This window comes from Actinomadura sp. NAK00032, assembly GCF_013364275.1.
Lineage (GTDB): Bacteria > Actinomycetota > Actinomycetes > Streptosporangiales > Streptosporangiaceae > Spirillospora.
This window is the reverse complement of the sequence record NZ_CP054932.1, coordinates 9401058-9422043: the sequence shown is the minus strand read 5'-3', so window position 1 is coordinate 9422043 and position 20986 is coordinate 9401058. Positions and strand designations below refer to the sequence as shown.

Here is a 20986-nt window from a genome sequence, read left to right as displayed (position 1 = left end):
GGTAGTGGCAGTTCTGCTGCACGGGGCACGGGTCGGTGGCGGCCTTGGTCGTGCGCAGTGGGGCGGGCCGACGCGGTTTTGCACGTACCCCGCACCTTGGGGGTGCTGCTGGGCAAGGCGTCGGTCGATGACGGCCACTCGCTGACGTTGCGTGCCGTTGGTGGCGGTGCGGCAGAAGTCGCGATCGTTGGTCGGTCGACTCGGCTGTCGGTTCTGCCGCGTGGGCGCTGCTGGGTGGCGGCCTTGGTCGTGCGCAGTGGGGCGGGCCGGGGCAGTGTCGCACTCGTCCATGTCTCGGGGGTACTACCGGGAAGGGCGGACGGCCTCGGTCGTGCGTTTTCGGAGGGCGGGCGCGGTGGCATGTCTGCCGGCTGTCGGTGCCAACGAACGGGCGGGACGCCGCCTGATGATGCTTGTGGGGGCCCACTGCGGACGGCGGCTGCGTGTGACGCTTGTTCACGGCTGGCGTTGCTCGGCCGGGGCGTGCTCAGCGACGTGCGGCCGACGGCAGGGTGGTGCCGAGTTCGCCCATGGCGAGCGGCGTCGCCGACGAGGGACAACCGTTGGTGCCGGGCTTACCCCGCGGTGGCGGCGTAGTCGGGCGGAGCAGGCTTGTCCACAGCGGTGGTCGCGCAGTGGGTGGTGTGGGCCACGTAGTGCTTGCCGGGACTGGACGTCGACGTCGTTGGTAGCGCCGAGGGTGAAGCTGCGGAGGGGAGGTGGTGCAGGGGGGAGCGCTGTGCAGGTTTGGTGGCTTGATGTTTCACGGGAAACGGTGCGCCATCGGAGGCTCGATCCCTTCACAGTCCGCAGTGGCCGAGCGTGTTACGTGGCCCCGACCACTGTGCGCTGGCGGTGCCGTCATTGGTTGCGCCTTGCGTGGGCTTGATCGGCGGGATGGTTGGCGGCAGAGCTTCGCTGGTGTTGGTTGCGGTCATGCCGGGTTGGCCGCGCTGGCCTTACGGTCACCGGCTGGTTTGCTGTGGGGGTGGCGGGCGTTAGGCGGTCGTGGTTCTTGTTGGGGCGCCTGTCCCTCAACCGATCTGGCGCTGCGCCCGTGCGCGCTCGGCGGCCGCCACGACCTTCTCGCGGACGTCGTCGTCGTGGGCCATGACGCCGGGGGGGCGGGTGCCGAGCGCGGGCGTTCTGGTGCGACCGCGTCCTGTAGGAGGACGGCCTCGGCGGGATGTTGTCGTGGAGGCTTCGGCGCTGCTGTCGGTGGTCCTTGGCCGGGCGCCGGCGTTGGTCTCGCGTCGCCCTCGGAGGCGTCGCGCCGCCTGGCCGCTCAGCTGGGTGGCGTGGCGCCTCAGGCCGAGGGGGTGTCGCGGTGGGGGATTTGGGGAGTCTTGGGGTGGCTGGATGCTGGACCTCTGGGGTGGTGGCCAATATGTTCCGGCGGAGAGCAGATCTCGCGGAGTTCGGCCCTGGGAGGCTCGATTGGATCGCGAAGAGATGTGGCGGCACATCGGGGAGCAGCGCTCGGCGGTCGCGGACGCCCTGACGGATCTTCGGCCGGACGAGTGGGAGCACGCCTCGTTGTGCGAGGGCTGGCGGGTGCGCGATGTCGTCGCCCATGTCGGTCTGGGGTCGGAGATCACGGCGGGTACGGCGCTGCGGGAGCTCGTGCGGGCGCGCGGGGACTTCCACGGGATGATCCGTGAGACGGCTATCGAGCGGGCGGCGCTGCCGACCGATGAGCTGATCGCGATCGTGCGGAAGGGGGCCGGTCTCCGGCGGCGGGCTCCCGGCACCTCGATCAAGGAACCCCTTCTGGACATCCTGGTCCACGCGCAGGACATCTTCGCCCCACTCGGGCGCGAGTTCGCGATGCCGGTCGAGCCGGCGTTGGTGGCCGCCGACCGCATCTGGCAGATCCCGGCGCCCTTTGGCTTCGGCGCCAAGAAACGATTTCGCGGCCTGCGCGTCGCGGCCACGGACGTGGGATGGGCGCGTGGGGACGGTCCGTTGGTGGCCGGTCCGCTCCAGGCCGTCGTTCTCCTCCTCGCGGGACGCGAGGCGGCGGCTCTCCCGCATCTGGAGGGAGAGGGGCTGGAGCTTCTGGGCGCGGGAGGCTAGAGCGCGCGGTGATCGCTGCGTCCCCGCGGTGGTGAGTTGCGGGGGCGAAGGTGGGTGGAGCCTTCACGCGGAGGGCGCGGCCTTCACCATCCTCCGGTACAGGGAGGGTTTACGGCTCCTGCTTCGGAGATTTGGGCTGAGGGCTGCGCGGCTTGTTTCACGTGAAACGAGGGTGGGTGGCGTGGCGCGGTGTGTCAGGCGAGGCGGGACTGGAGGAGCGACTCGCAGACCTCGCCGAGGTCCAGGCCGGCGACGCTGACGGCGCGGGGGAGGAGGCTCGTCTCCGTCATGCCGGGGGCGACATTGACCTCCAGGAAGTGGACTTCGCCGTCCGGGGAGACGATGAGGTCGGTGCGGGAGATGTCCCGGAGGCCGAGGGTGCGGTGGGCGGTGACGGCGGCGGCCGTGGCGCGGGCGGCGGCGTCCGGGGACAGGCGCGCGGGGGTGACGAACTCGGTGTCGCCTGCGTCGTAGCGGGCCGTGTAGTCGTAGAGGCGGCCCGGGGTGACGATCTCGACGGCGGGGAGCGCGTTGGGCGTGCCGTCCTGCTCGATGACGCTGACGGCCACCTCGGTGCCGGCGACATAGCGCTCGACGAGTGCGGCATCGCCGTAGGCGAAGCAGCTGACCATGGCGGCGGACAGTTCGGACGGCTCGTGGACCACGGAGGCGCCGAGCGCGGAGCCGCCGCGGGTCGGCTTGACGAACAGGGGCAGGCCGAGCGCGTCCACGATGCGGGAGAGGACGGACGCCGCGCCGAGGTCGTGGAAGACCTCCTTCGGGAGGGCGACGGAGTCGGGGGTCCGGAGGCCGGCGCGGCGGACGACGGACTTGGCGGTCGGCTTGTCCCAGGCGACACGGCAGGCGTCCGGACGGGCGCCGAGGTAGGGCACGCCGACCAGTTCGAGGACGTCGCGGATCGAGCCGTCCTCCCCCGAGGCGCCGTGCAGGACGGGGAAGACGATGTCCGGCGGGTCGTCGGTCAGCGAGTCCAGGAGCGTCGCGTCGGCGTCACGTAGTTCGACCGGGATGTCGCGGGCGCGCAGCGCGTCGGTGACGCGGCGGCCGGACCGGAGCGACACCTCTCGCTCGTACGACAGACCTCCGGCGAGGACGACGACATGCCCGAGTTCCACCGCTGGTGCCCCTCTTGGATGGTGTGGTGCGCGCCGGGCGCCCCCGGCGCGCGTTTCACGTGAAACCTTCAGACGACGTCCGGGCCCGGTGTCTGGACGCCCGTGGAGCCGCCGCCGACGGCGCCGCCGAACGTGTCGCGGAGGCTGATCTCCTTCTCGACCACCGTCGCGAGCCGCCGGACGCCCTCCCGGATCCGGTGCGGTTCCGGGAAGCAGTACGACAGCCGCAGGTGCCGGTGCCCGTCGCCGTCCGCGTAGAAGCCGGTGCCGGGGACGTAGGCGACGCGCTCGGCGATCGCGCGCGGCGCCATCGCCTTGGAGTCGAGCCCCTCGGGGAGGGTGAGCCAGACGAAGAAGCCGCCGGCGGGACGCGTCCAGGTGCACCCCTCGGGCATCCACTGGTCAAGGGATTCCAGCATCGCGTCACGGCGCGCCCGGTACAGCTCGCGGAAGTCCTTGATCTGCTCCCGCCACGGCTGCGTGGCGAGGTACTCGCGGACGGCGAGCTGGGAGAAGTTCGACGGGCACAGGATCGCGGACTCGGCGGCCAGGACGAGCTTGGCCCGCACCGCGTGCGGCGCGAGCACCCAGCCGACGCGGAGGCCGGACGCGATCGTCTTGGAGAACGAGCCGAGGTAGATGACGCGCTCGGAGTCGTCCGCGCGCAGCGCGCGCATGGGGTCGCCGTCGAAGCCGAGGAGCCCGTACGGGTTGTCCTCGACGACCAGGATGTCGTACTCGGCGCAGATCTCCAGGATCTGCGCGCGGCGGGCGGTGGTGAGCGTGACGCCGGCCGGGTTCTGGAACGTCGGGACGGTGTAGAGGAACTTGACGCTGCGGCCCTCGGCGCGGAGGGAGGCGAGCGTCTCGCGGAGCGCGGACGGGATGAGCCCGCCCTCGTCCAGCGGGACGTGCACGACGTCGGCCTGGTAGGACGCGAACGTGCCGAGCGCGCCGACATAGGACGGGGCCTCGGCGAGGACGACGTCCCCCGGGTCCACGAAGATCTTGGTGATGAGGTCGAGCGCCTGCTGCGCGCCGACGGTGACGACCACGTCGTCGGGGGACGCGTGGACGCCCTCCAGGGACATGACCTCGCAGATGTGCTCGCGGAGATGCTCGTCCCCCTGCGCGGAGCCGTACTGGAGGACCTCGGCGCCCTTGCCGGCGACGAGTTCGCCGATCATCTCGCCGACGGCGTCGAGGGGCAGCGCGGACACGTAGGGCGCCCCGCCCGCGAGGGAGACGATCTCGGGCCGTGCGACCATCGCGAACAGGGCGCGGATCTCGGACGGCACCATCCCGGCGGCGCGGGCGGCGTAGCGATCGGCGTAGACGTCCGTACGCGAATGCTGTTCCACGAGGCACCTCCGAGGTGTGATGACTTCCCTGCAAACTACGCCATGGCGGCCGCGCTGGACCGCTCCGGGTGTGGCGTGCCGCCGGGTTGGGGAAACTCCTGTCCGATACGATGCCCGCGGGTCCCGGTTGGTTGCCGGGAAGTTCCGCCGTCACGGGTTCCAGGCCCGGCGGGCGAGGATCGAGGCAGGGGGTGCCGACCCGGTGTCGCGTCGTCTCGTCAACATCACGCTGGACAATCTCGACGATCTGCCGCATCGCTGTCGCGGCTGCGTGTTCTGGGAGCTTGATCCGGTCAGCCGGGACCGTGCGCTGGAGAGCGGCGACTCGGGCCTGGAGAAGGAGGCGTGGATCTCCTCGACGCTGCTGGAGTGGGGCAGCTGCGGCAAGATCGCGTACGTGGACAACGTCCCGGCGGGGTTCGTGATGTACGCGCCGCCGCTGTACGTGCCGCGCTCGGTGGCGTTCCCGACGAGCCCGGTCAGCGCGGACGCCGTGCTGCTGATGACCGCGCACATCCTGCCGGAGTTCGCGGGCGGCGGCCTCGGCCGGATGCTCGTCCAGGGCGTCGCGAAGGACCTGACCCGCCGCGCGGTGAAGGCGATCGAGGCGTTCGGCGACCTGAAGGGCGAGGAGGGCGGGTGCATGGTGCCCGCCGACTACCTGCTGTCGGTCGGGTTCAAGACCGTCCGGCCGCATCACCGGTACCCGCGGCTGAGGCTGGAGCTGAAGTCGGCCCTGTCGTGGCGTGAGGACGTCGAGGTGGCCCTCGAACGGCTGCTGGGCTCCATGACCCCGGAGGGGGCGCTACGACCCGTCTGAGGCGATCTGAGACGGTTTGCACGTGTGGCCCGCACTCCATGGCGGAGTGCGGGCCACACGTTCGCGCGCTCGCCGCGGGAGGCGGAGAGGCGGCCGGTGCCTGAGCCTGCGGCTCAGATGAACTCGGCGAGGTCCCGGAGCAGGGCGGCCTTCGGCTTGGCGCCCGTGATCTGCTTGATGGGCTGGCCGCCCTGGAAGACGCTCATCGTCGGAATCGCCAGGATGCCGTACTCCTGCGGCACCTTCGGGTTCTCGTCGATGTTCATCTTCACGATCTCGATCTTGTCGCCGTGCTCCTTGGAGATCTCCTCCAGGATCGGCGACACCATCCGGCACGGGCCGCACCACTCGGCCCAGAAGTCGACGAGGACGGGCTTGTCGCTCTTCAGGACCTCGGTCGCGAAGTCGGCGTCGGTCACGGCTTTCATGGTTCTCCTTCGTTCTCGCGCGACGACCGCAGCCGGTGCCGCCCGTGCCTGTGGGATCAAGACCCGCCGTGGAGCGAATCAGTCTGTAGAAGGGACGGGTGCGACCGGCTCGGGAAGCCGGTCGGACGCGTCAGGCCTGCGCGTCGGCGGCGTCCTGGTCCTGGAGCCAGTGCTCGGCGTCGATGGCCGCGGAGCAGCCGGTGCCCGCCGCCGTGATCGCCTGCCGGTAGATGTGGTCGACGACGTCGCCGCAGGCGAACACGCCGGGGATCTTCGTCCGCGTGGTCGGCGCGTCCACCAGCAGGTAGCCGTCGGTGTCGGTCTCCAGCTGGCCCGCGAACAGCTCGCTGCGCGGGTCGTGCCCGATCGCGATGAACAGCCCGGTGATCTCCAGCGACGACTCGGCCCCGGTCTTGGTGTCGCGCACCGTGACACCGGTGACCCGGTCGTCGCCCTGGATCGACACGACCTCGCTGTTCCACTGGAAGCGGATCTTGTCGTTGGCGAACGCCCGGTCCTGCATGATCTTGGAGGCGCGCAGCTCGCCCCGGCGGTGGATGACGGTGACCGAGCGGGCGAACTTGGTCAGGAAGATCGCCTCCTCCATCGCGGTGTCGCCGCCGCCGACCACCGCGATGTCCTGCTCGCGGAAGAAGAACCCGTCACAGGTCGCGCACCACGACACGCCCCGGCCCGACAGCCGCTTCTCGTCGGGCAGGCCGAGCTCCCGGTACCCCGACCCGGTCGCCACGATGACGGTCCGCGCCAGGTAGGTCTCGTCGCCGACCTTCACGACCTTGGGGTCGGCGTTCAGGTCGACCTCGGTGACGTCGTCGGTGATCAGCTCGGCGCCGAACCGCTCGGCCTGCTTGCGCAGGTTGTCCATGAGGTCCGGCCCCATGATCCCGTCGGGGAAGCCGGGGAAGTTCTCCACGTCGGTGGTGTTCATCAGCGCGCCGCCGGCCGTCACCGACCCCTCGAACACCAGCGGCTTCAGGTCGCCGCGAGCCGCGTAGACGGCGGCCGTGTAGCCCGCGGGCCCGGACCCGATGACGATGACGTTACGGACGTCGCTCACTGTTCTGCGCCTCTCCTCATTGGCCGACGGTGCCGCACGAACCGGCCTGCCAGTCGCGTCAACCGATCCTAGGCCCCGGGGATTCCCGTGACACCATGACCGGCCGTCCTACCAGGTGGTGTGCCCTCTAGGGTGTGGTGCATGGCACGCATCCTGCTCCTCCACTCGATGTACGGGCTGCGCCCGGCGGTGCACCAGGCGGCGGACCGGCTCCGCGCGGCCGGGCACGAGGTCCACGTCCCCGACCTGTACGACGGCCGGGTCGTCGACACCGCCGAGGAGGGGTTCGAGATCAAGGAGGAGATCGGCCGGGACGAGCTGCTGCGCCGCGCCGTGCACGCGGCGGCGCCGCTGATCGGCGACGGGGGCCTCGTCTACGCGGGCTTCTCGCTCGGCGGGTCCATCGCCCAGAACCTCGCGTTCGCCGACGCGAACGCCGGCGGGCTGCTGCTGATGCACGGCACGTCCGACATCGCGGAGGACGCGTCCACCGAGGTCCCGGCGCAACTGCACGTCGCCGACCCGGACACCTGGGAGCCCGTCGACTGGCTGAACGCCTGGTACCTGCGGATGCGCAAGGCGGGCGCGGACGTCGAGGTCTTCCGCTACCGGGGCGCCGGCCACCTGTTCACCGACCCCGATCTCCCCGACTACGACGCCGACTCGGCGGAACGCGCCTGGACGACCGCCCTCGCCTTCCTCGACTCCCTCTGACCCCGGCACGCCCTCACGACACGAGCACGGCGATCATCAGGAATAAGCTGAGCCGGGAACGTCCTGCGCTGGCCCGGGAGCGTCCTGCGCTGAGCCGGGAGCGTCCTGCGCTGAGCCGGGAGCGTCTTGCGCTGGCCCGGGAGCGTCCCGAACAACAGCGAGTGCGCTGAAAGTACCCGGAGCGCCGCGAATGCAGGTGAGCGGCGCGCGTGGCGCGGTCAGCCGGTTGTAGGGACGTGATGGGTCGGGCCGTTCTCGGGGGTGGGTCCGAGAACGGCGGGGTCCTGCGTCAGGCGTTCTCCAGCTTCTTCAGGACGTGCTGGTTCCGCGCGGAGCATTCCGGGCCGACCACCCAGATGTTCCATTTGCCGGTGTCGACGCCGTGCACGGCGATGACGATCGCCGGGGCGCCCTCGTATTCGGCGTTGTCGACGAGGGCGGGCGTCTGGCCGTGCGTGACGCCCGTGACGCATCCCTTGAGCTGCGCGGACGGGGTGCCCGCCGAGCGCTTGAGCCGCTGCCCGTCGGCGAGCAGCCCGTCGACCTGGGCGCCGAGCGTTCCGGCACGGTAGTCGGTGCCGCTGCGGGCGACCGTGAAGGCCCCCGCCGGGGCGGCGTTCGGGGCCACCGCGTGTTCCGAACCGGATTGGTCGGGATTATCCTGCGCGGGAGTCGACGCCTGACCGTGGTCGCCGCTCACGCCGTCCAATGCCATATTGCCGACCACCGCGCCGCCGCCGACGACGATCACCGCCGCCGCGGCCGCGGACAGTATCCGCCAATGCCGCCTTCCGCGCCGCTGCTCCATGCTCACCACGGTGGCGCTGTGCATGGACTCCGCGGCGATGGCGGTGTCGATGCGCTCGGCCAGTTCGGCGGGCATGGACGGTACGGGTGCCTCCGCCAGGATCCGGGAGACGTCCGCAAGGTCGGCGGACAGCTCACGGCATTCGGCGCAGGAGTCGAGGTGCGCGTTGACGGAGGCGGCTTCGTCGTCTTCGAGCAATCCCTCGGCCAGGTCGGCGAGGACCTCGTAGTCATAGTGTGCGGGGTTCACTTGGGCATGCCACCTCCTTCCACACCTCCGACGTTTTTGCGATCCCGTCGGTTCCGGTGGTGGGTGAGAAGGGGCGCGAGCCGGGCGCGCCCGCGCGCGCACCGGCTCTTGATCGTTCCGGGCGGAACCTCCATGACCTGGGCCGCGTCGTCGACGGAGTAGCCCATCATGTCGACGAGGACGAGCGCGGCGCGCTGCTCGTACGGCAGCTGCTCCAGGGCGGTGCGGACGTCGAGGGACACCCCGTGCGCGTCGGTCGGGTCGGGCATCTTCGGCGCGACGGCGTCGAACGTCGCGTCGTCGCCCATCGGCGTCGCCGGCCGGACGGACTTGCGCCTGATGCGGTCCAGGCAGGCGTTCACCACGATGCGGTGCAGCCAGGTCGTGACGGCGGCGTCCCCGCGGAACCGCCCGGCCGCGCGGAACGCCGACAGGCACGCGTCCTGCAGCGCGTCGGCCGCCTCCTCCGGGTCGCCGAGGGTGCGGACGGCGACCGCCCACATGCGGTCGCGGTGCCGGTGGACGAGTTCGGCGAACGCGTGCGGGTCCCCCTGGGCGTGGCGGGCGAGGAGCTCCTTGTCGGGCACCTCACCGACCCGATGCATGCTCACCGAGGTCATGAGCGACCGCTTTCTCGTTCGGGACGCCCGCTCGGTGCCGGACGTCCGCGACCGGCTGCTGGGGTTGGCACCACAGATTCCTGGGGGCGAGGGGACATTCTGCTCACAGGCACGATACAGACAAGAGCAACTCCACGTCACAGCCCTTGTGCACAGTGCGGGCGACGGGTCAGCCGGCGGCGCCGTAGACGGTGACCTCCCCGAGCCTGCCCTTGAGGGACGTGGGCAGGGTGGTGAACCAGACGAGCACGTACTGCCCGGTGGCCTCGGGGGACGCGGTGATGGTCAGCTCACCGCCGGTGGCGGGCTGCTGGCCGATGCGCTTGAGATCGCGGGGGGTCTTGGAGTCCCCCACCCTGACCTGCAGCATCCCGCCGCTCTCGGACGAGTAGATCTTGACCTTGGAGACCTTGACCGGCTTGCCCATGTCGAGCAGGACGCCCATGCCCTTGGAGTACTTGCCGAACTGGGCGTCGTTGTACGTCTGCGTCTCCCAGGAGCCGCTCGGCTTGCCGTCGATGACCGTTTCGGCGCCCTTGCCGAGGGAGGTGTCGGGGTGGCCGGGCTTGGAGTCCTGGATGCCCTCGGCGCCCACGGCCTGCAGTTTCACCGTGGTCGGCGTGGGCGGGGCGCTCGTCTTGCCGTTGTCGGTGGGACCGCCGCGGCCTTCGGGCTCGCCGCCGCCGGTGCCGGTCAGCGCCCACGCGCCGATGCCGACGATGACGGTCAGCGCGGCGGCGGCGATGCCGAGCAGTGCGCGGTTCGCCTGGCGTTTGGACGAGCCGGGCCCGTGCGCCGGCGCCGTCCGGGTGGAGGTGGACGCGGGCGGAGGCGGCGGCGCGTGCTGGGCGCGCGGCGGCGGGACGTGCGAGGCCGGCTCGGGGGGCCGGTGGGGCTGCGTCGCGGCGGGCGAGGGGTTCGCGGGGCGCGGGGCCTGCGCGGGCGCGGGACGCGGGGACGGCGGCGCGGTGTGCCCGAGCCCGGCGAACAGCGGCAGCGGGGTGCGCGGGACGCCGCGCAGCGCCTTGGCCAGGTCGGCGGGTGCCGCGATCGGCTCGCCGGGGCCGATGCCGAGGCAGCGGCAGACGATGGCGTCGACGCCGTGCGAGATGCCGGCCTGCACCTGCCGGGGCGCGTGCGGCACCCCGTCGGTCGCGGGCGCGGCGGGCAGGTCGGAGAGGTCGGGGTCGCCGGGCCAGTGCGCGGTCAGCGCCGCGTACAGCATCCGGCCGAGGCCGCGGACGTCCTCGGCGGCGGGGTCGTCGGCGGTGCGGTCGTGCAGCACGGCGTCGGTCGCGATGCCGAGGATCTTGACGGTGCCGCCGGTCGTCCACACGAGGTCGCGGGGGGTGAGGCAGAGGTGCGACAGCCCCGCGGCGTGCGCGGCGGCGACCGCCTCGGCCGCCTCGTACAGCAGGGTCGCGGCGCGGCCGGGCTCCAGCGGGGCCTTGCCGAGCATGCCCTCCAGGGTCTCGCCGGCCACCCACTCGCTGACGACGTAGGCGCTCTCGCCGGAGTCGTCGGCATCGAACACCTGGGTGCAGCGGGGGTCGGTCAGCCGGCTGGCCGACCGCGCGGAGGTGACGGCCTCGGCGATCCGGGGGAACTCGGGATCGAAGGTGCGGACGGCGACCGCCCGCGCGAGGATCTCGTCGATGGCCTTCCAGAGCGACGATCCACCGGAATCGCTGATGCGCTCTTCGAGGCGGTAGCGGCCGGCGAGACGCGTGCCGGGCTCGATGACTGACGTGCTCACGGCAACGTCCTGCACAGGTGGTCAGATCCCATGTTCGTGGCGTGGCAGCTTACGCCTCCGACCCTCCTCTTTGCGTTCCCCAGGGTGTCGCCCCGCAAGCCGTAGTCCCCCACATGGTAGTGCTTACTCGCCTGAGTGGCCGCCTTATCGCCGCGCGTCCTTTTTTACTTTGGGAGGTGTTCGCCTTCCCGTCCGGCCACGGCCGGGAAGGCGGAGGTCAGCGGCCGGGCAGCCGCCGCGCGAACGTCGCGATCGTCGTCTGGATCTCCTCCACCCGCATCAGCTTGGCGAAGAGCACGTACAGCAGCCCGCCGCCGACGGAGCCGACGACCAGGGTGACCAGCGCGGGAAGCAGCGACGAGGAGCCGCCGGCGGCGTCCGCGACGGTGTGCGCGGCGTAGCCGAACCCGATCAGCGGCCAGACGGCGACGAGCAGCTTCAGGTGGCCGGTGGCGATCCGCCGGCCGTCGATGCCGCCGAGCTTGCGGCGCAGCACCAGCCAGCAGGTGAGGGTGCCGACCACGTTGGTGATCGCGAACCCGCCGGCGATGCCGACCACGATCCACTTGACGTCCAGGACGTTGTAGGCGGTGAACGCCAGCGTGATGTTGGACGTGGTGACGACGAGGCCGATCAGCGCGGGCGTGCGGGTGTCGCCGTGCGAGTAGAAGACCCGCAGCATCAGCTGGTAGATCGAGAACGGCACGAGCGCGATCGCGAACATCTGCATGACCCGCGCGATGACGAGGGCGTCGTCGGGCGAGGTGTTGCCGTGCGCGAACAGCACCGTGGTGATCTCCGGGCCGAGCACCAGCATCAGCGCCGCCGCCGGCATGATGATCACCGAGGAGAGCCGCAGCCCGCTGGAGAACGCGGCGCGCACGTCGGCGGTCTTGCCCTCGGCGGCGAACCGGCTCATCCGCGGCAGCAGCGCGGTGATCACCGAGACGCCGACGATCGCGTACGGCAGCTGGAAGAGCTGGTAGGCGTTGAAGTACGGGGTGTAGCCGTAGCCCTCGCCGAGCCCCGCGCTCGCGGCGTTCTTCCCGGCGGCGTTCGTCAGCGCGGTGACGACGGCGAGCGCGGCCTGGGTGGCGATGACGTACAGCAGCGTCCAGCCGGCCATCCGGCCGACCTCGGCGATCTCGCCGCGCTTGAAGTCCAGCCGGGGCCGCCAGCGGAACCCGACCCGGCGCAGCGACGGCCACAGCGCGAGCGTCTGCAGGACGATGCCGCCGGTGGTGCCGATCGACAGCAGCATGAGCTGGGAGTCGGTGATGCTGGACGGGTCGACGCGGCCGGTCGTGATCGCCAGGAACGCGCCGCCGACCGCGATCACCACGATGTTGTTCAGCACCGGCGCCCACATCGGCGCGCCGAAGCTGCCGCGCGTGTTCAGGATGGCCCCGGCGAACGCGCCGACGCCGTAGAAGAACAGCTGCGGCAGGAAGAACTGCGCGAACAGGACGGCGACCTTGCGCGAGTCGCCGTCGTAGCTGCCCGCGAGGACGTCGATGAACAGCGGCGCACACAGCACCGAGACGACGGTGAGGACGCCGAGGCCGATCACCGCGAGGGTGAACACGCGCTGCTCGTACTGCTCGCCGGCGGCGCGGTCCCGCTGTTTGGCGCGCACCAGCAGCGGGACGATGACGCTCGTCAGGATGCCGCCGAGCAGCAGGTCGTAGATCTGGTTGGGGATCGTGTTGGCGGTGTTGTAGGCGTTCGCCAGCAGCCCGGTGCCGAGCGCGGCGACGATGACGGCGGTGCGCAGGAACCCGGTGATGCGGGACGCGAGCGTGCCGATCGCCATGATCGCGCCGGACCGCAGGATGCCGCCGGACGTGCCCTTGCCGCCGCCGTCCCCGTCTCCGCCTTCGCCGGGCGGGGGGACGGGCGTGTCGACGACCGTCTCCGCGACGGGCGCGCCGCCGCCGGGGACGGGTAGGTCAATCGCGGTCTCGGCGGCGATGTTCCCCGCGCCGGGCGGCCTGCCCGTCGGCGGCGGGCTCGGGTATCCCGCCGGGTTCGGCGCGGTCCGCGGCGGCGGGCCCGGCGGCCTCTGCGGCGGACCCTGCGGCCCCGGCCCCGGCCCCTGGGGGCCGCGCGGCGGCGGACCCGGGGGCCGCTGGGGCGGACCCTGGCGGGGCCCCCGCGGCGGCGGACCCTGCGGCGGGCCCTGTGGATATCCCCGGCCGGGTGGCGGGCCCTGCGGCGGGCCCTGCGGTGGGGGACCCTGCGCTGGGGGACCCTGCGGCGGTCGGCCCCGCCCCGGGTACCCCGGGGAATTCGGCGGCGGATACCCCGGCCCCTGGGAACCCGGGACCTGGGAACCCTGTCCCCCGCTCCCCTGGTCCCGCCGATCCCATTCCGGTCGACCCGTCACCGGCTGCCTCCGCTTTCCGGCGGCGCCTCGCTCTGATGGCCCGCACTCCGACGCCCACGAAGAGTACGGCAAGTCCGCCGCCGGTGATGAGCAGCGCGAGCCGCCCGTAGCCGGTGACGTTCACGGTGATGGACTCGCCGGTCCCGTACGTCCGGCGGGGCGAGCCCGGGATCCGCAGCTCCAGCTGGACGTGGAAGTTGCCGTTGCCGGCCGCCTGCGCCGGGATCCAGCGCTGGGCCTTCTGCCCGGGCTGCAGCTCGATGATCGCGTCCTCGGGCTCCAGCCGGCCGAGCCTGAGCTTGGCGCTGTTCTCCGAGGTGGCGACGAGATGGACCTTGACGGCCTGGTCGGGCAGCCTGTTCTCGATGAGCACCGGCAGCCGGCCCGAGCTGCCGCCCATCAGCACCCGCTTGCTCTTGGTGGTGACGATGCGGACCTTGCTCATGTCGCCCGCGAGCTCTTCCCTCAGCTGGTTGCGGGCGGCCCGCGCCTGCCGCGCCGACGACCGCCACGCCGCCGACTCCAGGCGCAGCACCGACCGCTCGTAGGAGATCTTGGACGGGCCGGTCATGACGGCCTGGAACGTCGCGGCCTGCTCGGCGATCTCCCGCACCTGCCGCAGGTGCGCGTCGCCGATCTCGTACTGCTGGTAGTCGTCGGAGTAGCCGTTGAAGACGCGGCCCTGCGGCGCGGTCGACTCGATCTTGGCGAGCGGCACCGCGCGCAGCCAGCGGGCCTTCTTGGTGTACTTGAGCAGGTTCTTGGCGACCCCGCCGGCCGGGTTCCAGTGCCGGTCGGGGGCGACGACGAGGGTGCGCTGCCGGTTCGGGGCCTCCGCCGCGATCATCGCGGTCTCGGCCAGGAAGCGCTGCTCGCTGAGCAGCCCCCCGGAGACCGACCGGGAGCCCTCGCTGACGATCTGGTTGATCTTGTCGTCGTAGAGGAGCGCCTTCCGGTCGCCGTAGTGGGGCTGGAGGGTGGTCGTGGCGTTCGGCAGCGCGCCCGTCGCCGGGTTCTGGAACTGGGAGCTGCTCATCAGGAACGCGCCGCCGTCCTTCAGGGCGTTCTTGGCGAGCTGGTCGACCGTGCCGGGGCCGGCGGCGCCGGCCGGCGGCCAGGCGACGCGGGCGTTCGCGGCGCGTCCGAGCACCTGTGTCGCGACGCCGGTGTTGCGCTCGGCGAACGCGTCGGCGATGTCGCGGGGCGTCTTGCGGCGGACGAGGGCCACGACGTCCGGGTCGGCGTAGGGGAGGGTGAAGTACGGGTCCTTCTTGCTGGCGTTCTTCAGCGCGGCCAGCCAGGCCGCCGCCGCGGCGCTCTTGCCCTTACGGACGCCCTTCTTCGCGCCGGGCGGCCGGACCATGTAGTCGCCGACCGCCATCTGCCGGACGTCGTCCAGCAGCGCCGGGTCGATCGCCCACGTGACGGGCGCGTCGGTGGCGGCCGCCGCGTCGACGAGCCCGTGCAGCCGCCCGCCGGGGGCCACGTCCTTGGCGAGGTCGTCGTCGAGGAACGTCTGGTCGTTGGTGCGGTGCATCTGGTCGGCGAGCGGCAGGACCCAGCCGACCGACACCGGGTTGAACCGCGGGTTCTTCGGCATGAACGTCAGGAAGGTCGTGATGCCGCCGACGACCTGCTGCGCGGAGTTCAGCACCTCGACGCCGACCGGGTAGACGCCGGGCGTGCCCGCCGGGGCGCGGAGCCCGAGCTGCTTGACCGTGGTCTTGAACGTCCAGCTCTGCTTCACGCCCGGTGCGGCGGCCCCGGGGAGCTGCTGGACCGGGCCGACGTTCGGCAGCGCGTTCGGCGCCGCGGCGGCGTACTGGTCGAGCTGGCTGCGGCTGGTGACCGGCTGCGCGCTGTACCGGAGCCGCAGGCTGAGCCCCGACAGCTGGTGGTCGGTGCGGTTCTTGGCCAGCCCGGAGATCTCGATCCGCGACTTCTCGTTGGCGCTCTTGGGGTCGACCTTGCTCAGCGCCATGGCCACCTGCGCGCGCGCCTTGCTCAGCGCTTGCGCCTGGGCCTGCGCCGGGGCGCGTTGGGCGAGGGCCGGAGACGCCAGCGTCGTCGGCGCCGCCATGGCCATACAGGGCAGCAGAGCGGCCAGCGCCACCGCGCGTTTGACCGTCCTCACGCCTTACCGGCCGCCTCAGGACGGCGGGCGAACATTTCCCGCACCACGGCGTCGATGGTAGTCCGTCGCCGTGTTCGGTTTCTCCGCTCTCGGCGCCGGATGTCGTGTGCTCAGGCCCCGGAGCGGGCGGTCTGCGGTTCGGCGGGGGACGGGAGCGGCGCGGCGGGCGGCAGGTCCATCGGCTTCGCGTGGCAGAGGGCGTACAGGGAGCCGCCCCGGATCCCGAGGGCGGTCGAGGCCTCGCCGGTCGCGGTGTAGACGACGTCGTCGGTGTCCAGGCCGCCGGCCAGCAGCGGGTCGATCAGCAGCGGCATCGAGTCGGGCAGCAGCAGCGGGCAGACGAGCCCGGCCGCGTACTCGGTGACGGCGTTCACGAGGTCGGGGTGCGCGGGCCGGACGGCACGGGCGCCGACCGCGCGCCGGACCGCCTCGGCCGGGGGCCGTCCGCCCGCCGGGACGATCACGCCCGCCAGGAAGCGCCGGCCGCGCCGGCCGCCATCACGCGCGTGGCCGGCTTCCCACGTGCGGCCGCTCTCCCACGTGCGGCCGCCTTCCCGCGCGTGGGCTTCCCGCGCGTGGGCGCCCTCGCGCGGGTGGACGCCGTCGCACGCGTAGACGCGCGTCACCAGGCACCGCTCCGCCGGGAGCCCGAGGGCCTTGGGGAGTTCGTCGGCGGTGGTCATCGCGACGGGCAGCCGCACGATCTCGTGCACGGTCTCCCATTCGAGCAGCGCGCGGTGGATGGCGAGAGCGTCCTTCATGTCGGGCTCCATCCCGCGGGGGTCTCCCCGCTCACCCCCGGAACTGGTTTCGCTGTGTCCCCGTGCTTTCCACTCTGTGGGGGATATCCCCACATACCCGGAACGAGTGGCCTAACTCGCGTCATACGTCACGTAAACCCTCCTGATGCGCCTCAGCCGCACGTGCGGCGGACCGGGGCCCTTGGGATCCCGCTACCGTTGTCGTGCGGGAGGCTCACCGGGGTCGCGTCGGCGTCATCGGAGTGCCCAGAACGTAACCCGGAGATCGCGGCATGTGAAGGGGCGCGTCCGGCTCCGGCCCCGCAAAGGCTCTCGCGCGGACCCCCGCCGATCGCCACAAAGTCCTTTGTCAGCCCGTCAATCAAGGAAATACGCTCGATGGCCGTGTCCAACCAGAACGTGACCCCAGAGTCCTCGCGGCGCATCGCGATCGCCGAGCTGCTGCGCGGCATCGCGCCCGTCGCCGACGACCTCGGCGCCCTGTTCGCGGCGGCCGGTCACGAGCTGGCGCTGGTCGGCGGGCCGGTCCGGGACGCGCTGCTGCGCCGTCCGAGCAAGGACGTCGACCTCACCACCGACGCGCCGCCCGAGCGCACCCTGGAGATCATCCGCGACTGGGCGGACGCGCACTGGACGATCGGCATCGAGTTCGGCACGGTCGGCCTCCGCAAGAACGGCGTCGAGCTGGAGATCACCACCTACCGCAGCGAGTCCTACGACCCGAAGTCCCGCAAGCCGGACGTCTCGTACGGGACGTCCCTCGTCGAGGACCTCCGCCGCCGCGACTTCGCCGTCAACGCGATGGCGGCGCGGCTGCCCGGCCACGAGTTCGTCGACCCGTTCGGCGGCCTCACCGACCTGCATCGCAAGGTCCTGCGGACGCCCGGCAAGCCGGAGGACTCCTTCAACGACGACCCGCTGCGGATGCTGCGCGCCGCGCGCTTCGCCTCGCAGCTCGGGTTCACCGTCGCGCCCGACGTCGTCCGCGCGATGAAGGACATGGCGGGCCGCATCGAGATCGTCTCCGCCGAGCGCGTCCGCGACGAGCTGTCCAAGCTGATCTGCGGCCGGTACCCGCGGGAGGGCCTGGCGCTGCTGGTCGAGACCGGCCTCGCCGCGCACGTCCTGCCGGAGCTGCCGATGCTGCGGCTGGAGATCGACGAGCACCACCGGCACAAGGACGTCTACGAGCACTCGCTGATCGTCCTGGAGCAGGCGATCGCGCAGGAGCAGGACGGGCCCGACCTCGTACTGCGCCTCGCCGCGCTGCTGCACGACATCGGCAAGCCGAAGACGCGCCGGTTCGAGCCGGGCGGCCGGGTGTCGTTCCACCACCACGAGGTCGTCGGCGCGAAGATGACCCGCAAGCGGCTGACCGCGCTGCGCTACCCGAAGGACGTCATCAACGAGGTGTCCCGGCTGGTGGAGCTGCACCTGCGCTTCCACGGCTACGGCACCGGCGAGTGGACCGACTCCGCCGTCCGCCGCTACGTCCGCGACGCCGGGCCGCTGCTGTCGCGCCTGCACAAGCTCACCCGCGCCGACTGCACCACCCGCAACAAGCGCAAGGCCGACCGGCTCCGCCGCACCTACGACGACCTGGAGCAGCGGATCGACCGGCTCGCCGAGGAGGAGGAGCTCGCCGCGATCCGCCCGGAGATCGACGGCAACGAGATCCAGGACATCCTCGGCATCAAGCCGGGCCCGCTCGTGGGCAGGGCGTACAAGTTCCTCCTCGAACTCCGCCTCGACCGGGGCATCATCGGCCGGGACGCCGCCGCGGCGGAACTCCGCCGCTGGGCCGCCGCCGAGGGCCTCCTCCCGGACGCCGCCGCCGACGAGGACGCCAAGGACGGCGAGACCTCCGGTGCCGACGAGACCTCTGGTGACGGCGGGGCGCCGCCGTCCTCCGAACCGGCCGTGAAGGGCGACGAGGACGCGGCCGCTCGCGCGGACGAGGAGGGCGGGGCGTGATCCCGCTGCAGCTCGGGCGGATGAGCCCGCGGGAGACCGAGCGGATGCTCGCGTTCGACCGGGAGCACATCTGGCACCCCTACGCGCCGATGCCCGCGCCGGCGCCCGCGCTGCCGGTCGTGTCGGCGGACGGGGTCCGGCTGATGCTCGCGGACGGCACCGAGCTGATCGACGGGATGTCGTCGTGGTGGGCGGCCGTGCACGGGTACAACCACCCGAAGCTGAACGCGGCCGTGACCGGGCAGCTCGGCAAGATGGCGCACGTGATGTTCGGCGGGCTCACGCATCCGCCGGCCGTGCGGCTCGCGGAGCGCCTCGTCGAGCTCACGCCGGAGCCGCTGACGAAGGTCTTCTTCGCCGACTCCGGGTCGGTCGCGGTCGAGGTCGCGATCAAGATGGCGCTGCAGTACTGGCGGTCCCAGGGCCGCCCGGAGCGGCACCGGCTGCTCACCGTCCGCGGCGGGTACCACGGCGACACGTTCGGCGACATGGCCGTCTGCGACCCGGTCAACGGGATGCACCACCTGTTCGGCGACGTCCTCGCGAAGCACGTGTTCGCGCCGCCGCCCCCGCTCGGCTACTCCGCCGAGCCCGACGACGCGTACCTGGACGAGCTGTCCCGGCTCGCCGAGGAGCACGCGGGCGAGCTGGCCGGGATCATCGTCGAGCCGGTCGTGCAGGGCGCGGGCGGCATGCGCTTCTACGCGCCCGAGTACCTGCGGGCGCTGCGCGACATCGCCGACGAGCACGGCCTGCTGCTGATCATCGACGAGATCGCCACCGGGTTCGGCCGGACGGGCGAGCTGTGGGGCTGCGACCACGCGGAGGTCGTTCCCGACATCATGTGCGTCGGCAAGGCCCTGACCGGCGGATACATGACGATGGCCGCCACCCTGTGCACCGACCGCGTCGCGGAGGGCATCTCCTCCGGGGATGCGGGCGTGCTGATGCACGGCCCCACGTACATGGCGAACCCGCTGGCCGCCGCCGTCGCGTCCGCGTCCATCGACCTGCTGCTGTCCCGCGACTGGCGGGACGAGGTCGACACCATCGAGGCGGTCCTGACCAGCGAGCTGCACGACGCCGCCGACTTCCCGGGGGTCGCGGACGTCCGCGTCCTGGGCGCGATCGGCGTCGTGGAGGCGCGGGAGCCGGTGGACGTCGCGGCCGTGCAGGAGATCGCGATGGCGCACGGCGTGTGGCTGCGCCCGTTCGGCAAACTCGTCTACACGATGCCGCCGTACGTCTGCACGGAGGACGAGGTCCTGCACATCGCCGCCGCGCTGCACGCCATCGCCGAATCGCTCTGACGGCACCCGCTCCGGTTCAGCGGAGGGCGTGCGCGGGGCGGTGGATGCGGGACGCCGCCGTCCGGTAGGCGACCGCCCCGGCGGCATACGCGGCGATCACCGTGAGCAGCGTCGGGACGGCACGGCCGTCCGATGGCAGCCAGGCCGCCGCGGCCGCCGCCGCTGCGGCGAACGTCGCGTTGAACAGCATGTCGTAGACGGCGAACACCCGGCCCCGGTACTCGTCGTCGATCAGCTCCTGCAGCGTCGTGTCGACGCACAGCTTGACGCCCTGCGACACGACGCCCAGCAGGAACGCGCCGACGGCCCAGGGACGCTCGGTGAACGACGTCCCGAGCAGCAGGAGGCTGAGCGCCGCACCGGCGAGCAGCCACGCCGTCCACGCCTGCTTGCTGATCCGCCGCACCACCGCCGGGGTGATCAGCGCCGCCGCGAAGTATCCGGCGCCGGACACCCCGAGCATGAGCGCGAACACCTCCAGGCCCCGGTCGGGGTCGTCGGCGAAGTGGTTGCGGCACAGCAGCAGCGTCATGATCAGGATGACGCCGTACAGGAACCGGTGGAACGAGATCGCGCCGAGCGCCAGCGCCGCCTGCGGGCGCCGCGCGATGTGCCTGCCCCCGGCGACCAGCCCGTGCAGGACGCCGCCGAGCGCGTCCCGGACGCCCGGCGCCGCCTCCGTCCGGTCGCCGGCCGCCGCGTGCGGCCCGAGCAGGCCCTTCGGCAGCGTCGTCGCGATCAGGCCCGCCAGCACGAAGAGCCCGGCCGCGGCCACCAGGATCAGCGCGGTGCCCTCGTGCCCCGCCCCGAACACCCGGCGCAGCAGGTAGCCGATCCCCGCGCCGCCGAACGAGATGATCGTCCCGGACGTGACCGAGAACGCGTTCGCCGTCACCAGCTGCTCGCGCCGCACCACGTGCGGCAGCGCCGCCGACAGCGCCGCGAGGAAGAACCGGTTGACGCCCAGCACGACGAGGACGCCGAGGAAGAAGCCGAGGCCGTCCTGCCCGGCCGCGACCAGGCCCGCGACGAGCAGCACCAGGACGGCCCGCAGGACCGGCGTCCAGACGAGGATCTGCCGGCGCCGCCACCGGTCGATGAACACCCCGGCGAAGGGCCCGAGGACCGAGTACGGCAGCAGCGTCACCGCGAACGCCGCCGCGGCCTTGCCGGCCGTCGTCTGCCGTTCGGGGGAGAAGAACACGTAGCCGGCGAGGGCCACCTGGAACAGGCCGTCGGTGAGCTGCGAGGCCAGCCGCGTCGCGTACAGCCGCTGGAAATCCCGGCCACGCAGGATTCCCCGCAACTCGCCCGCACGCATCTGATCAGGGTATGCGCTGCCACCCTCCACCACGTCCACCCCCTGCGGCCTCCG

Annotated in this window: 16 protein-coding genes; 5 read left to right on the top strand and 11 right to left on the bottom strand. The window is 72.1% G+C overall.

Annotated features, from left to right (window positions below; genetic code table 11):
* Positions 1-1437: 1437 nt before the first annotated feature.
* Positions 1438-2076 (top strand): maleylpyruvate isomerase family mycothiol-dependent enzyme, encoded by a 639-nt coding sequence (locus tag HUT06_RS43560; protein WP_176201034.1) that lies wholly within the window; start codon positions 1438-1440, stop codon positions 2074-2076.
* Positions 2077-2270: 194 nt separating this feature from the next.
* Here the strand turns inward: HUT06_RS43560 and HUT06_RS43555 are convergent, their stop codons facing one another.
* Both HUT06_RS43555 and HUT06_RS43550 read right to left on the bottom strand, forming a co-directional pair.
* The gene (locus HUT06_RS43555; RefSeq protein WP_176201033.1) at positions 2271-3212 is read right to left on the bottom strand and encodes a D-alanine--D-alanine ligase; all 942 of its coding nucleotides are present in this window, start codon (positions 3210-3212) and stop codon (positions 2271-2273) included.
* A gap of 68 nt (positions 3213-3280) precedes the next feature.
* Complete coding sequence (locus HUT06_RS43550; protein WP_368407017.1) at positions 3281-4573, bottom strand: PLP-dependent aminotransferase family protein; 1293 nt, start codon at positions 4571-4573, stop codon at positions 3281-3283.
* Between the two features lie 202 nt (positions 4574-4775).
* Here HUT06_RS43550 and HUT06_RS43545 point away from each other — a divergent pair, with 202 nt between their 5' ends.
* Positions 4776-5393, top strand: coding sequence for a GNAT family N-acetyltransferase (locus HUT06_RS43545; RefSeq protein ID WP_131943541.1), 618 nt, complete (start codon positions 4776-4778; stop codon positions 5391-5393).
* A 113-nt stretch (positions 5394-5506) separates the two neighbouring features.
* Here HUT06_RS43545 and trxA read toward each other — a convergent pair whose 3' ends face one another.
* Both trxA and trxB read right to left on the bottom strand, forming a co-directional pair.
* On the bottom strand, positions 5507-5821 hold the full coding sequence (trxA, locus tag HUT06_RS43540) for a thioredoxin (RefSeq protein ID WP_176201032.1): 315 nt from the start codon (positions 5819-5821) through the stop codon (positions 5507-5509).
* A gap of 130 nt (positions 5822-5951) precedes the next feature.
* Positions 5952-6899: a thioredoxin-disulfide reductase gene (trxB, locus tag HUT06_RS43535; RefSeq protein ID WP_176201031.1), complete on the bottom strand. Its 948-nt coding sequence runs from the start codon at positions 6897-6899 to the stop codon at positions 5952-5954.
* A 141-nt stretch (positions 6900-7040) separates the two neighbouring features.
* On the opposite strand from trxB, the gene HUT06_RS43530 reads away from it, so the two are divergent.
* Positions 7041-7613, top strand: coding sequence for a dienelactone hydrolase family protein (locus tag HUT06_RS43530; protein WP_176201030.1), 573 nt, complete (start codon positions 7041-7043; stop codon positions 7611-7613).
* A 289-nt stretch (positions 7614-7902) separates the two neighbouring features.
* On the opposite strand, the gene HUT06_RS43525 is transcribed toward HUT06_RS43530, so the two are convergent.
* The 6 genes from HUT06_RS43525 to HUT06_RS43500 all read right to left on the bottom strand — a co-directional run bounded on the left by HUT06_RS43525 (position 7903) and on the right by HUT06_RS43500 (position 16327).
* Positions 7903-8670, bottom strand: coding sequence for an anti-sigma factor (locus tag HUT06_RS43525; RefSeq protein ID WP_176201029.1), 768 nt, complete (start codon positions 8668-8670; stop codon positions 7903-7905).
* Positions 8667-9275 (bottom strand): RNA polymerase sigma factor SigM, encoded by a 609-nt coding sequence (sigM, locus tag HUT06_RS43520; protein ID WP_254715709.1) that lies wholly within the window; start codon positions 9273-9275, stop codon positions 8667-8669. Before sigM ends, HUT06_RS43525 begins: the two co-directional genes overlap by 4 nt.
* A gap of 184 nt (positions 9276-9459) precedes the next feature.
* Positions 9460-11046, bottom strand: coding sequence for a protein kinase family protein (locus tag HUT06_RS43515; protein ID WP_176201027.1), 1587 nt, complete (start codon positions 11044-11046; stop codon positions 9460-9462).
* A gap of 217 nt (positions 11047-11263) precedes the next feature.
* The gene (gene murJ, locus HUT06_RS43510; RefSeq protein ID WP_302931897.1) at positions 11264-12877 is read right to left on the bottom strand and encodes a murein biosynthesis integral membrane protein MurJ; all 1614 of its coding nucleotides are present in this window, start codon (positions 12875-12877) and stop codon (positions 11264-11266) included.
* Between the two features lie 118 nt (positions 12878-12995).
* The gene (locus HUT06_RS43505) at positions 12996-15566 is read right to left on the bottom strand and encodes a DUF6049 family protein (RefSeq protein WP_176201026.1); all 2571 of its coding nucleotides are present in this window, start codon (positions 15564-15566) and stop codon (positions 12996-12998) included.
* A gap of 110 nt (positions 15567-15676) precedes the next feature.
* On the bottom strand, positions 15677-16327 hold the full coding sequence (locus tag HUT06_RS43500) for an aminoacyl-tRNA deacylase (RefSeq protein WP_176201025.1): 651 nt from the start codon (positions 16325-16327) through the stop codon (positions 15677-15679).
* Between the two features lie 378 nt (positions 16328-16705).
* On the opposite strand from HUT06_RS43500, the gene HUT06_RS43495 reads away from it, so the two are divergent.
* Both HUT06_RS43495 and bioA read left to right on the top strand, forming a co-directional pair.
* Complete coding sequence (locus HUT06_RS43495; RefSeq protein WP_176201024.1) at positions 16706-18301, top strand: CCA tRNA nucleotidyltransferase; 1596 nt, start codon at positions 16706-16708, stop codon at positions 18299-18301.
* Complete coding sequence (bioA, locus tag HUT06_RS43490; protein ID WP_254715707.1) at positions 18298-19611, top strand: adenosylmethionine--8-amino-7-oxononanoate transaminase; 1314 nt, start codon at positions 18298-18300, stop codon at positions 19609-19611. Before HUT06_RS43495 ends, bioA begins: the two co-directional genes overlap by 4 nt.
* Positions 19612-19627: 16 nt before the next feature.
* Here the strand turns inward: bioA and HUT06_RS43485 are convergent, their stop codons facing one another.
* Positions 19628-20932, bottom strand: a complete 1305-nt coding sequence (locus HUT06_RS43485) for an MFS transporter (RefSeq protein WP_176201023.1) — start codon at positions 20930-20932, stop codon at positions 19628-19630.
* Between the last annotated feature and the right edge of the window lie 54 nt (positions 20933-20986).

What these genes read in the sequence shown, in the direction of transcription:
- trxA (WP_176201032.1), bottom strand. Translation starts at nt 5,821, where the DNA reads ATGAAAGCCGTGACCGACGCCGACTTCGCGACCGAGGTCCTGAAGAGC.
- HUT06_RS43530 (WP_176201030.1), top strand. Translation starts at nt 7,041, where the DNA reads ATGGCACGCATCCTGCTCCTCCACTCGATGTACGGGCTGCGCCCGGCG.
- sigM (WP_254715709.1), bottom strand. Translation starts at nt 9,275, where the DNA reads ATGCATCGGGTCGGTGAGGTGCCCGACAAGGAGCTCCTCGCCCGCCAC.
- HUT06_RS43500 (WP_176201025.1), bottom strand. Translation starts at nt 16,327, where the DNA reads ATGAAGGACGCTCTCGCCATCCACCGCGCGCTGCTCGAATGGGAGACC.
- HUT06_RS43495 (WP_176201024.1), top strand. Translation starts at nt 16,706, where the DNA reads ATGGCCGTGTCCAACCAGAACGTGACCCCAGAGTCCTCGCGGCGCATC.
- HUT06_RS43485 (WP_176201023.1), bottom strand. Translation starts at nt 20,932, where the DNA reads ATGCGTGCGGGCGAGTTGCGGGGAATCCTGCGTGGCCGGGATTTCCAG.